Source organism: Candidatus Villigracilis saccharophilus (assembly GCF_016711665.1).
In genome coordinates this window covers 1-11599 of sequence record NZ_JADJSO010000079.1, presented here as the reverse complement: position 1 = coordinate 11599, position 11599 = coordinate 1, and the positions used below count along the sequence as shown (strand labels likewise).

Here is an 11599-nt window from a genome sequence, read left to right as displayed (position 1 = left end):
TTTTACATTTACGTAGAGGAATAAAAAATTTTCTCGAACGCAATTGATTTATTTCAAAAAAACCGCCCACGCAATTTGCGCAGGCGGTAGGATGTGATATTATTTCCCTAACGACACGCGCCGAACTCGCGTAGTCCATGTTGAAGCCTTGCGGGATGTCCGTCCTGCGGGGCTTTTTTTTGTCAAGTATACCAGTGGCCCCACCCTGCCCTCCCCCAAATACGATAAAGCTGTATTTGGGGGAGGAAGGAATTGAGGGTTGAGATGGGCTTGGTCAGAGACCATACCCATCCCATCATTTTGTTGTGGGAAAGGTATGGTATGTAACTATTATTTCAGCATCTTTCGGGAATTTTTTTCCACTACTAAAGTCAATGCTGCCATCAATTTCTACTTGTTCAACTTCTCCGTCTGTTGTAAGCAAACCAATAATTAAATCTTCCACTGCTTCAGTTTTGATATTGATAAATCCATTTTCTTGTAATTTTATAACAACATCATTAAAGTTTTTTCCCACCAACTCACTTGAGGAAGTATTGATAGAGATTTTGTCGCTCTTTTCCTCGTTACTGGACATAAATGCAAGAAATCCAAACAAAACGAACAGCACTAATAAATAAACCAACCCATATTTCTTAAAGGATTTATCAGCCTCTTCTCTTGCCTTCCGCTCCTCTTCCTTTTTTGCTTTTTTTGCATCATCAATGCGCTTTTGCTGATCATTCACAAAACTTAACACAGATTGCACTGCGCCTACCTTTTTTTCTTTTTTTGCATCATCCATACGCTTTTGCTGATCATTCACAAAACTTAACACAGATTCCACTGCGCTTAGCTTAGGTTTCTCTATAATAATTTGGCTGCCACAGTATTGGCAAATAGCGTTCGCTCTCTGAGCGTCCACTTGAACTGGCCCGCCACATTGCGTACAAATAGCTGGCATCATTTTTGTATTCTTTCTCTCATTATTGTTCATTTATTTTCTCCGCGCACTCCGTTTTGTCTGAACATTGGTAGTGGTCAAGTCACCGTGATAAATGTGTTTCGTTTAGATTGCCCATCACTTGTTTCCATACCACTCCCATGTTTTTTTTATTGCACAGCTATATTGATCAGCTCGCGGCATTTTGGGCAAATTCCCACGATATAAAAACCGTCCGCGCTAAGAATTGAATGGTATGAAGAAGACTGGCTGGGGGCGGCGCTCGGGTTTAAGGGGTGTTTCGAGACGTTGAGGATTTGCCAAAATCCATTGATATTTACCTTTGAGAAACAGATATTTGCAATCGACAATTTCGACGGTGCCAAGGATCAAGCCTGTGGGCAGGGTGCCTGGCTCGACTTTAAGGGTCTTGTAGCCGGATGGATCCCCTGGGGGCAGACTGGCGTAGATATAGATCCGCTCGCGGATATTGGTGAGCTGTGAGCGTATTTCCGCTTTTTTGATTCCACGCAAGATCAATTCGACGTAGGGCTGGCGGATGCTGAGTGCTCGAGTTGGAATTGTGTCGGTCATAATCCTCCTAAGAAATAAAAAACGTTCGCGCATCAGTTTGCGCAGGCGGTAGGGTTTTGTACTATGCTCCCCGCTGCGCGCGCCAGTACCCAAGCGCGTTGTTCCATTCAATGCTACTTTGTCACAGTATACCAGCGAGGGGGAAGGATGAAAGTTATGTGTTGGAGTGTCAAGTGTCAGGTGTTTGAGTGTGTGAGTGTCAGGTGTTTGTGCCCCCCTCCGTCCTTCGGACACTGATCTTGCCCCGGTTTAATAGACACGATTAATGTCCAGGTTGATGCTCGAACTCGACCGGGCTGAGATAGCCGAGAGTGGAGTGCAAGCGACCACGATTGTACCAAACCTCAATGTACTCAAATATGGTGGTGCGCGCCAGAGCTTGCGTTGCAAACTGACCGGTCACACATTCAGCCTTCAGCGTGCCGAAGAAACTTTCAGCGACTGCATTGTCATAACAATTTCCAACACGACTCATACTCATTTGAATGCTTGCGTTTATCAAACGGCTCTGATAAACAGCACTGGTGTATTGGCTGCCTTGATCGGAATGATGCAGAAGAGCTTCTGTGGGTTGGCGTCCTTGTAAAGCCATATACAAGGCGGCCTCAACCAAAGCTGTATTCATTTGATCAGACATTGCCCACCCCACTACTTTACGTGAGAACAGATCAAGAACGATCGCTAAAAATAACCAACCTTCGGCTGTATCGATGTATGTGAAATCACTGACCCATTTCCTATTCACGGTGTCTGTCGAGAACTCCTGATTCAGACGATTAGGTGCTGGGATCACACCTGGCTGACGCTGGGTAGTCACTGGATGCCATCTGCGCCGTTTCTGAGGCAAAGACCTTCTTTGCGCATTAAGCGTGCCACTCGATTTCGTCCACACTTCACGCCCTGTCGCAATAGGCTTGCCTGAATGCGCGGGCTGCCATAGGTCTTACGGCTCAGTTTGTATTCCGCATGAATTTGTGCCACTAATACCTGGTTTTCCAATTCTCGTGGTCTTGCTTTTTCTAGTTGCCAAGCATAATACCCACTGCGTGTCACCTTCAAAAGCTGGCACATGCGTTTGATACTAAATTCCTGCCGATGCTCCCGAATGAATTTGTATCTCATTCGCTTTTCCGTGAGAATATATTGATCGTTTTTTTTAGGATCTCGCGTTCTTCCTCCACTTCTGCCAACCGCCGTTGCAGTCGTTTGATTTCACGCTTGGCGGCTTCAAAATCACTCGCTTCCAAGTGGGCTTGCTTTTCTCCTTGGGCAATGACCTGATATCGATCTCTCCATTTCACTAGCAGTCCTGGTGTGATGCCAAGATCACGCTCGATCTGCCCTGCACTTTTCCCGCTGCTCTTCAAAAGTTCCAGAGCCTCTAATTTGAATTCTTCAGCATATTTCCGATAACTTGTTTTCTTTTCATCCATGATCCTGCTCCTGTTCTTCCTAGTCTACTGGATCTGGACATCTTTTGTGTCCACTTTATCGGGGCAAGATCAGTATCGAAACGTAATTCATTGTTTCTTGGATTGGGCATGGGAGGCTCCGTGTTTAAGTGTCAGGTGATTGAGTGCCATGTGCAGGTATTTGTGGCTCACTCGGCTTAACGCAAAACGAGGACTGGCTTTTTGGGCCGTCCTCGTTATGAGGGGTATCTTAAAGGACATTTGTTCTAATGTCAAGGAGGGGGAAAGGGCGTTGAAGAAGACGCACCCCGAAGGTAAACAGAGAGGAAAGGTAGAGAGATTGTAAGTTGTTTGAAAATTAAGACTGATAAAATTGGCATATCCTTAAATAAGTGGGGTCGGAATTTGCTCCTCTTTAGAAAGTAAATTACAGGAGAAGTAGAGAGTTAGCCCCTGTCTTATAAACAAAGTTCCTTCATGATCGCGTGGAGAGTTCATTGGTAGAACAGGTCGTGCGTTACAGGCGATTAAAAAGGGAGTTGTCTTATGGTAAAGAAGAGTCTTACAGTTGTTGTGGAAGTAGTCGCAATTCTAGCATTTGTTCTCGGCATATACATTTTCCGTGAAAACACCATAGACACACAAAATGATAATCAGGCGACCCGGATCGCACAACTGCAAACTCAAATTGCGCTTAATAATGAACAAAATCAACTTCAATATACACAGTTAACTTTAATGGCGCAACAATCCAATGTTTTTCCCCCGATTCAAACTGACGATGCTAATTATCCTTTAACCGCCACTGCATTTTATGGTGAGGCAACTCAGATCGAAGCCACAAAGCAGGCAATTGGGACAAAACAAAAAGAGATTGAAGCAATGCAAGCCACTATATCATTGCCTCCTCCCCTGTCAAATACTAGTCTTCCATCGTATCCGACCTATACAGTGTACCCAACAGAAGTCCCACCAACGACCATACCAGTAACAGCGGTACCAGTAACAGCGGTACCAGTAACAGCGGTACCACCAACACCGATACCACCAACAGTAACAGCAATACCAAGTTATACACCTACCAATAATACAAGTTCGTCTGCAGTTAAAATTGCAGTATTGAATGTAAATTCAATACTGCAAGCAGACGGTAGCATTCAAAACACTGCAAGTTTATCGATTTCCCCTATAGGTTTAGGCACGTTACTGTTAACCAGTCCTTCAACAATCAAGCTTGGGGAATCAAGCGTAATTCGTCTTACAATAACCCCCGATTCCGTTTTAGCAAATTTGCCAAGAGTTACCGCTCCAGCAGTATCAACAAATGCCTTGGAATACGTTTTGGTATTCAGCGACCGCTTACAAATTTATCCTGTGATGATAGCCGAATTAAAAGGCGTAAACTTCAATATAGAGTCGGATAATCGCCCAGATAAACCCGTTATTTCGACCATGCCTGTTGAATGGATTTGGAATGTAACGCCATTATCTACGGGGAAACAGACTCTAATCCTTGCAATTTCTGTACCTGTAATCATTGACCAAACTCGTGATACTGTAAGCGCTCAAGCACTAAAAAATATTCCAATTGAAATTCAAGTTGAAGTTACCGCAACTCCCATTCCCTCTAAAACCCCAAAGCCAACTCAGACACCCGTTCCGTCATTTACGCCAACGCTACTTCCGCCAATTGCGAGAATCGGGGAAAAACTTGTTGAAAATGTAACGACAATTATTGTAGCCATAATTGGATTAATCGGCGTTTTATCAGGAGTTTATGTTACATATATTAATGCCAAAAAAGCTGAAGTCACAAAGCCTAAAACAAAGACGGTTAAGAAAAAGTAGGAAGCAAACGAGTCAGATTTTGGGGAGGGCGAAGCGATGGGTCTCGATACGAGCGAGTGTCTCGGTACGCGCGGGAAAACCATCCGCGCTACTCGACAACCGCTCGCTCTACTCGACCAGCGGGATTTGGGATGGACGGAGAGAGGGCGAAGCGATGCTTCGCCCCTACAACGCCCATAGGTGCCCATGCATCGCCCCTACGGCTTCACGTTTACATCACCAGTTTCGGCGCTTACTTTGACATTGCCCTGGCTGGTGTTCGCAGGTGTGGTTTGTGTTGGCTTGATCGGCTTGCGGATGCCTTTGATCTTCTTTTTGCCTTTGGGGATGGTTTCGCCTGAGAAGCGATAAACAAGGCGGATATATTCTTCTTCATCAATGAGTTCACGATCGAACATTTCCCCGATCGCGGCGACGATCTGACCTGTGGCAAGAGCGAGGGCGGCGTTATCGCGCTCGGTTGCGTCCGCGCTGACGATCTTGATCTCTGCAGCTGCATCAATGCTGTCGTCCTTTTCCGCCTTGCGTTGAACCACTGTTCTAAGAATATCGGAAATGATGTCAATAAAAATCTGTTGGTGATTTTCAAAGTTTTTATAGGTGGGTGTGCCTGCCGCGTCCGCGGTGGTGCGTGTTGATCCTTCGCCTTCTGCAAGCATGTGCATTGGTACATGATTTACGGCAATCATTTTTTTGATCGCTTCGCCGTCAACGGACGCATCGAAGGAATCCAGCTGCGCGGACATAATGCCCCATTGTTCGGATGGGTCGGTGACCAGGACCGAGCCCGGCTGTGGAGGATTGCTGTTCAATTCGATTTGGCGTTGTCGTTTCTCTGCCGCGTTTTTATAATTGCCTTGAACAACATACATAAAAGCCGCGCGGTTATGGTTAAGACGAACGCGGTCTTGAAGCCAGGTCGCATAACGTCCGAGCCAAGGCAGGTCCGGCCAGATCTCGCCTTCGCCCCAGGCTGTGCCTGCCAGCTGATTGATGGTGTCGTGGCGCATGACGACTGATTGGTTTCTGACAGACAGGCCGCGCGGGTTCTTGAATAACTTTGCCTGAACATCCATGCTGATCTCTTTGGTGAGGTATGAGAGTTCCTGTTCCAAGTCGTTGGGCGCGGTGATGATCTCGGCGATTTGATCGGTGGGGAAGATGCGGAAATAGGTCATGCCGCTGATGTCTGTGGTATAGAGAGTAAAGAGATTTCCAGTGAGAAAGATCTCGTTGGAAATCTTTTCGAGTTTGCGCTTCATGCGGTTGAGGTCGTGATTCCAGAACTGCGTCAGGAATTTTTGAGTTGGTTTGTGTTCGCAGGTAAAAGAAATTCCGTCCACGTTGTAGATCTTGTAGAGGTTGGCGAGTCGGCGGGCAAGGGGATTGATACGCCATGCGCGGATGGCTTCTTCAATGACGGTGTCGCGGTCGTAGCTGTAGCGGTCGCGGTAGAGGCCGTTCCATTGCTGGCCGATCAAGATCGTGTTTTCTGTTTCACTCTGCGAGTACTTCGCTGTGGTGTCGAGTGCGGTCATAAAACTCCTTAAACACAAAGGGCACAAAGTGACACAAAGGAAAAAGCTGTCATTATTGCGCCTCCAAGGGTGTGGCGTTCTGCGCGTTGCGTGATTGATCCGCAAGATACGCGGCGTATTGTTGTTGGAAGGTGTTGAAATCGGGCTCGTCAAAACCGACTCTGAGACCTTCCATCAATTCAGGGTCGATACATGGGCGCGTGAAAGTTACTTTCTTGATCGAGCTTGCTGCAATGCCGAAGATCACGCCGACTGCGAATACAGGTACGCCGATGGGCGCAAGGAAGCCTGTTGCGGATTGTCCAAGTCCAAGCATGGCGATGCCCTGCCCGATGGTTTCAAGGTCTTGCCGCATCTTTGTTTTACCGAACGCGGTTTGCATTTGCGTACCGCCTCCGCCGCCCGATCCGCCTGCGCCTGTTTGTGTTTGACAGGATGACCAGACAATGCCGCCATTGTTTTGGTTTGATCCGCGTTTGTTTTTAACGAGCGCGAAATCTTGCGTGCCTCTGAATTTAACAAGCCTGCGGGATGGAGTCGGACCTGGCATTAATAGCTCCTGTCCATAGACTTGAAAATATCTTTGGGCGTGGTCATAAGGGTGGGAGAAGAAACCATCCATTGCAGTTTATCGAGTTGAGAGACAAGCGCATCCGCCATGATGTAGTCATCATGGATAAGCAGGCCGTTCTCATCGCGTGTGCCGTCAGGCACGCGCCAGCGCATTGTCTTGGCGGGTCCGATCAGGATCTCGGAGGTGCAGGCGGTGTATTGTTTGTGAACGTCTGCGGAGGGCGCACAGTCACGGAAGCGGCCGGTATTTATGATGGCAAGGAATTGATAGCCGATCTCGCTTTTTACAGCCTGGGAGAATTTGACGGGGAGGACGCGGGTGGGGTTGGCGTGGTCGAGCATGGCCCAAAGACCTTCACCGACTCCTGTTGCGTCAATCACGATGTAAAGCGGTGTCCAGTTATCGGAAAGCGCCTGCAGCTGGCCGAAGATGGAAACATGGTTTTGCCCTGTCCATGCAAAACGCTTTACGACTCTGTATGTGGGGGCTTGTAGTAATTCGAGGGAGGACAAGTCCACGGAAACGATGGAGAGCGTGAGTTGATCGCGTCCTGGATTGGTGGATAGGTTTTCTTCCAAGTTCATGGAAGCCTCGTCCTGCCCGGCAACGTCAATCAGGAAGCAATAGATATGATCTGGCTGCGGGGTTTCGTGCGCGGGTTGATCGCCCTGCATGAGTGCCATTCTGCCCGCGTTGAACATACCCGCCTGGGAGTCAATGCGTTCGCAGAAGTATTGAGTTTTGACGAGGGGATGTTCACGCCCCAGCTTTTGAATTTCGCTGTCCACGAATTTTCCATAGTCGGGCACGATCTGACGGACATCGTCTGCGGTGTAAAAGAAAACCCGCTTGCGTCCGTCGAGCTTTTCAGCTTCACGCGCCGCGTTCTCTTCGCGTGCGAGAAGCGTGTTTGAGGTCCAGACCGTGCCAACGATCAGGCGTGTGGCGTTGGTGGATGCGACCATCGGCGCAAAGTTCTTGTCATAGACGGCGGGGGAAATGTCCTGCGCTTCGTTGACGATCAGCAGGAGGGAAGCGACTGCGCCGACTACGTTGGCCGATCCATCGCCTGAGAGGAAAGAAGCTGTCGCCTTGTGGACTGTGCGCATGTAATCTGAGCGTTTGCCCCAAATCATTTTCGTGATGGTGTTGGCTTTCAATCTGTTTTCAAGGCGCATGATCGAGTTAATGGTTTGCGGCTTGTAGGTGGGATTGGCAATGACGATGCCTTTTTCATGGCTGGAATAGAGAGCCAAGAGATAAGAGATCAGGTTTGCAAGCAGTTCGTCTTTCCCTGCCTGGCGCGAGATGATCAAAACGATGGTGTCGCCGTATTTGTGCTTGATGGAATTTATGATCGCCTGGGCGGGGTCGCTCTGATAGGTACGCAAGTTAATACCGCCCGATCGGGAAGTAAAGTTATCGAATGAGCGCGCATTGGTTCTTGCTGTTTTTAGAAGCGTGGTCATAAACTCATTTCCAATTCTTCGCGTAATTGTTCGAGGGCTAAAAGAATGGTCGTGCGTGTTTCGGTTTCCTTGCCAGTGGTCAGAAAGTCGGTGCGGATAAAACCTGCGATATGGCTTGATATGTTTCCTACGAGTGCCACTTGTGAGAGATAGTGACTGTCTCTGTATTCCGATCCGTTGTTGTCGAGCCGCATTTTCGGTTTGAAATCTATCTGCTCCCAAATGCGGGAGATCGCGACTCGGTTGATCGCAATTTCGGAATCAATGATCTTCTTTTGCGCGTCAAGGCGCTGGCGTTCCTCTTCGGTGAACATTTTTGAGTAGAAGCCGTGCCGCAGGGCGTTCTTGTTGCCTTTCTGTGCTCCGCGCTTGCGCGTGCTTTTTGGTTTTGGTGCGCGGGTCATTTTTCAATTTGACCTTTGAGCGCGGCAACCTCTTTACCGAGGGTGCGGATTTCATCGCTGAAACGTTCGGCCATGTGTTTGATGGCTTGATTGTTGGCCTCGCGCTGTTGGGTCATGTACTCGCGCCAAGCCGCGTCGCGTGTGTCAATGGATTTCAAGAAATAAGAAATTAGCTGCAGCGAGAACCAAACGAATATCCCTACGAGCGGCACTTGAATGAGAAGGGATATCCACATTTCGCTACTTGCTGTCATTGGACCCTCGCAGGGATAACCGAGGGTGTAAGCAGCTTCCATGAGGTAGGGTGAATTAATTCGCCGGGCGTTCGCGCAAGGCGAAGCGGTATCAGCTGATCGCCTGTCCAGCCATAGACTGACGCGCCCTGCAAGACATAGCCCAACATGCCAGAAGGGAGTGGTGGGAATAATTCAACAAAGTCGGAATGTATCCAAAGGTGTGGCTTGCGTTTGATGTTGGGAAAATAACAGTCCTTGCCGTCGCCGGGGTTCATAATGGCATGATCTGATTTTCGGCGTGCGGTCTCTTTGCCGAAGATGGTCGGGTGGGTAAACCAGTTGAATTTTTTTGGATCGAGGGTGGTGGTGTTGATGTCGTAATCGAGAGCGCGTATCTCGAAGAACGTCCCGCCGATGGTGGTCATGGAATTGATGATCTCCAAGAGATTGCCGAAGCCGCATCCAATACACTCTGCCATGGAGTCATCGCGGTTTATCCAAAGGTGATTGGGAGTGAGAACGAGGTCGGCAGCGTCCGCGCTTTGTATCTCGTAGAGATAATCGCGCATGGCCGGCAATACTGGAATGGTGTGACCTTTGAGTTTAGATACGGGGATATTGTCGTCCTGATAGCCGATGGCGTTCACTTCGACATGATAGGTCTGTTCGGTCGGAAGCCAAGAGACAATGCAAAGTCGGTTGGTGATGATCTGCGGTGCAGCTGGTGTATCCGCGTTGAACGATCCCTCCAATGGTTGCTTGCCAGCTATTTCAAGTCTGAAATTCACAGCTTCACCAGATGCCCTACGAACGGTTTGTACCCATCAACGGTCAATATGAAGGGTGTGAGGTTTGGATCGTCAGGAGGGGGAGGCGGCGGGGGCGCGGTGCCGATCTTCACGGAGCGCGCATTGATAAATCCGCCCTGGGCGCGTCCATTGACAGAGACAAGGGAGAGCCATTGTCCGCTGTTGTCTTGGGCTGTGATGGTTGCATCTTTGGGGATTGATCCGATCACTTCATCGCCTGCAGGCGTGGAGCGGATGGGAGTTCGTTCGGTTGTAATGCCAGAAACGAGAGGCATAGGTTTCTCCGTGGGTGCCCTGACGACTCATGTCGTCAGGGTGTCCGACACCTGCACTGCACAAAACGCAGTGCGGTGCAAGTGTGCTCGCTTGTAGCTCGGTTGCACCGCGACCCTTGTCGTCTGGGTGTCCGATACTCGCCCGAGGCTCGTTCGGACAAGACGAGGGCGGCTCCGCGCTGTTTTAACGCGAAACGAGGACTGGCTTTTGTGAGCCGTCCTCGTCTGGATTAAATTTAACATACATTTGTTCTAATTGCAAGTGAGGCGATGGGAGTTATAGGGGTTTGTGAGGGTTGCAGTTTTGAAAGTTGGAGGTTGTAGGGAAAGGAATGGGGGTAAAATTTGGTTTAGCGGTGGAAATGGTATGGTGAGATTTCCAGCGATGATAGGTTGATGTTTGTGTTGTAGATAGTATGTTATACGATTTTCGCTGTATAACACCCCGCACGAGGGTGTTATACAAAAAATCTTGCTGAACACGTAGTTGGGCAGTTCAGTCAAAGGAATCGCTAACATGAAATTCTTTTCGATAGTCGCTTCATTAGTCATTGTCTTTGGCTGCGGGATTATGAATGTCATTTTTGATCTTCCTGAGCGTTATATTGAACGTGACGTAAAAGCAGAAGAAATGATTGGCACATGGAACATAACTCCCGATAGTGAAGTTGATGTCAATAATTTTATAAAAAAATTTCCAGACTGGAGTGGGTTTGCTCCCTGGAAAACCTTTACGCTCAACAGTGATGGCAGTTGCGGCGTAGAACTTGATACTGCTTGGCTTGGCGATTCCTATTCAAAAGATGTAGCCGTAGTCAAAACAACTTCATGTAATTGGAATTTGGCTGAAAAAGAAAATTTGAGTAATAAAATATCTCCTATCCTTGAATTAGGTTTCGACTATCCTGACAGTAATGGATTAATGACGTCGCTTTATATTTATGAAGAAAATAGCAAGTTGATTCTTTGGGGTTTTATTGGAGACCCCGATGATTTTCAACCGCAAGATTTTGTTAAAGTGGAACAATGAAACTTCCAAGAGTCCGCCAATCCACTGCCCACCGATTAACAGCAGTGTGTGCCCCCTCCGCCTTCGGCACCTCCCCCAATTGAAGATCACAATTGGAGGAGGAAGATCCAGTGGCTTCGAGTTTTTTCTGCTCACGAGCAGAGTCCACGGGTGACGCAGCGCCAGTCCGCGCAACACCGTTGGGCGTTCCCTTGCAAAACTATGCTGTCGTTTTTTCAGGTTGTGCGGTTGAGTCAAAATCTAAATTTCTTTTGGTAATTTTTACATCTGTCAACTCAGCACATTTGGGTTTCTAGATTTCATCTTTATTTTGATTACTCATTCTACTGAAAGCAGCAAAGAATAAGGAGATTACCATGGCTAATAAATTATTTGAATATAAATCAATATTTTCAAGTTTAGTTATTTATGATACCTATTTAGAGTCCATTAACCATCTTGGTATGAAGTTTACTATCCCAATAAGCAAAATAGTCAGTCTAACCAAT

At 47.8% G+C, this 11599-nt stretch carries 14 protein-coding genes; 2 read left to right on the top strand and 12 right to left on the bottom strand.

The window, feature by feature from the left end; all coding sequences use genetic code 11:
- Positions 1-295: 295 nt before the first annotated feature.
- The 5 genes from IPL17_RS24035 to IPL17_RS24015 all read right to left on the bottom strand — a co-directional run bounded on the left by IPL17_RS24035 (position 296) and on the right by IPL17_RS24015 (position 2949).
- Complete coding sequence (locus IPL17_RS24035; protein WP_345309624.1) at positions 296-976, bottom strand: hypothetical protein; 681 nt, start codon at positions 974-976, stop codon at positions 296-298.
- A 186-nt stretch (positions 977-1162) separates the two neighbouring features.
- Positions 1163-1516 carry an ASCH domain-containing protein gene (locus tag IPL17_RS24030; protein WP_345309623.1) on the bottom strand — a complete coding sequence of 118 codons (354 nt, stop codon included), beginning with the start codon at positions 1514-1516 and terminating at the stop codon, positions 1163-1165.
- A gap of 262 nt (positions 1517-1778) precedes the next feature.
- Complete coding sequence (locus IPL17_RS24025; RefSeq protein ID WP_345309786.1) at positions 1779-2309, bottom strand: IS3 family transposase; 531 nt, start codon at positions 2307-2309, stop codon at positions 1779-1781.
- A gap of 20 nt (positions 2310-2329) precedes the next feature.
- A complete protein-coding gene (locus tag IPL17_RS24020) occupies positions 2330-2638 on the bottom strand; it encodes an IS3 family transposase (RefSeq protein WP_345309622.1) in 309 nt (102 codons plus the stop codon).
- The gene (locus tag IPL17_RS24015) at positions 2635-2949 is read right to left on the bottom strand and encodes a transposase (RefSeq protein ID WP_345309621.1); all 315 of its coding nucleotides are present in this window, start codon (positions 2947-2949) and stop codon (positions 2635-2637) included. Before IPL17_RS24015 ends, IPL17_RS24020 begins: the two co-directional genes overlap by 4 nt.
- Positions 2950-3474: 525 nt before the next feature.
- On the opposite strand from IPL17_RS24015, the gene IPL17_RS24010 reads away from it, so the two are divergent.
- Positions 3475-4776, top strand: coding sequence for a hypothetical protein (locus IPL17_RS24010; protein ID WP_345309620.1), 1302 nt, complete (start codon positions 3475-3477; stop codon positions 4774-4776).
- Positions 4777-4973: 197 nt separating this feature from the next.
- Here IPL17_RS24010 and IPL17_RS24005 read toward each other — a convergent pair whose 3' ends face one another.
- From IPL17_RS24005 to IPL17_RS23975, 7 genes are read right to left on the bottom strand one after another with little or no spacing between them, the layout of a single operon-like run.
- Complete coding sequence (locus tag IPL17_RS24005; protein WP_345309619.1) at positions 4974-6314, bottom strand: hypothetical protein; 1341 nt, start codon at positions 6312-6314, stop codon at positions 4974-4976.
- Positions 6315-6366: 52 nt separating this feature from the next.
- On the bottom strand, positions 6367-6864 hold the full coding sequence (locus IPL17_RS24000) for a hypothetical protein (RefSeq protein ID WP_345309618.1): 498 nt from the start codon (positions 6862-6864) through the stop codon (positions 6367-6369).
- Positions 6864-8357 carry a hypothetical protein gene (locus IPL17_RS23995; protein ID WP_345309617.1) on the bottom strand — a complete coding sequence of 498 codons (1494 nt, stop codon included), beginning with the start codon at positions 8355-8357 and terminating at the stop codon, positions 6864-6866. The genes IPL17_RS24000 and IPL17_RS23995 overlap by 1 nt, the downstream gene beginning before the upstream one ends.
- Complete coding sequence (locus IPL17_RS23990; RefSeq protein WP_345309616.1) at positions 8354-8761, bottom strand: hypothetical protein; 408 nt, start codon at positions 8759-8761, stop codon at positions 8354-8356. The genes IPL17_RS23995 and IPL17_RS23990 overlap by 4 nt, the downstream gene beginning before the upstream one ends.
- Positions 8758-9015 carry a hypothetical protein gene (locus IPL17_RS23985; protein ID WP_345309615.1) on the bottom strand — a complete coding sequence of 86 codons (258 nt, stop codon included), beginning with the start codon at positions 9013-9015 and terminating at the stop codon, positions 8758-8760. Before IPL17_RS23985 ends, IPL17_RS23990 begins: the two co-directional genes overlap by 4 nt.
- Positions 9012-9785, bottom strand: coding sequence for a hypothetical protein (locus tag IPL17_RS23980; RefSeq protein ID WP_345309614.1), 774 nt, complete (start codon positions 9783-9785; stop codon positions 9012-9014). Before IPL17_RS23980 ends, IPL17_RS23985 begins: the two co-directional genes overlap by 4 nt.
- The gene (locus tag IPL17_RS23975) at positions 9782-10081 is read right to left on the bottom strand and encodes a hypothetical protein (protein ID WP_345309613.1); all 300 of its coding nucleotides are present in this window, start codon (positions 10079-10081) and stop codon (positions 9782-9784) included. The genes IPL17_RS23980 and IPL17_RS23975 overlap by 4 nt, the downstream gene beginning before the upstream one ends.
- 517 nt (positions 10082-10598) lie before the next feature.
- Between IPL17_RS23975 and IPL17_RS23970 the strand changes: the two genes are divergently transcribed.
- Positions 10599-11111: a hypothetical protein gene (locus IPL17_RS23970; protein WP_345309612.1), complete on the top strand. Its 513-nt coding sequence runs from the start codon at positions 10599-10601 to the stop codon at positions 11109-11111.
- Positions 11112-11599 lie beyond the last annotated feature (488 nt).

Bases quoted from the DNA above. Each gene is read 5' to 3' on its own strand.
- IPL17_RS24035 (WP_345309624.1), bottom strand. From the start codon at position 976: ATGAACAATAATGAGAGAAAGAATACAAAAATGATGCCAGCTATTTGT.
- IPL17_RS23990 (WP_345309616.1), bottom strand. From the start codon at position 8,761: ATGACCCGCGCACCAAAACCAAAAAGCACGCGCAAGCGCGGAGCACAG.
- IPL17_RS24000 (WP_345309618.1), bottom strand. From the start codon at position 6,864: ATGCCAGGTCCGACTCCATCCCGCAGGCTTGTTAAATTCAGAGGCACG.
- IPL17_RS24020 (WP_345309622.1), bottom strand. From the start codon at position 2,638: ATGAGATACAAATTCATTCGGGAGCATCGGCAGGAATTTAGTATCAAA.
- IPL17_RS23985 (WP_345309615.1), bottom strand. From the start codon at position 9,015: ATGACAGCAAGTAGCGAAATGTGGATATCCCTTCTCATTCAAGTGCCG.
- IPL17_RS24015 (WP_345309621.1), bottom strand. From the start codon at position 2,949: ATGGATGAAAAGAAAACAAGTTATCGGAAATATGCTGAAGAATTCAAA.
- IPL17_RS24030 (WP_345309623.1), bottom strand. From the start codon at position 1,516: ATGACCGACACAATTCCAACTCGAGCACTCAGCATCCGCCAGCCCTAC.
- IPL17_RS23995 (WP_345309617.1), bottom strand. From the start codon at position 8,357: ATGACCACGCTTCTAAAAACAGCAAGAACCAATGCGCGCTCATTCGAT.
- IPL17_RS24010 (WP_345309620.1), top strand. From the start codon at position 3,475: ATGGTAAAGAAGAGTCTTACAGTTGTTGTGGAAGTAGTCGCAATTCTA.
- IPL17_RS23970 (WP_345309612.1), top strand. From the start codon at position 10,599: ATGAAATTCTTTTCGATAGTCGCTTCATTAGTCATTGTCTTTGGCTGC.
- IPL17_RS24005 (WP_345309619.1), bottom strand. From the start codon at position 6,314: ATGACCGCACTCGACACCACAGCGAAGTACTCGCAGAGTGAAACAGAA.
- IPL17_RS23975 (WP_345309613.1), bottom strand. From the start codon at position 10,081: ATGCCTCTCGTTTCTGGCATTACAACCGAACGAACTCCCATCCGCTCC.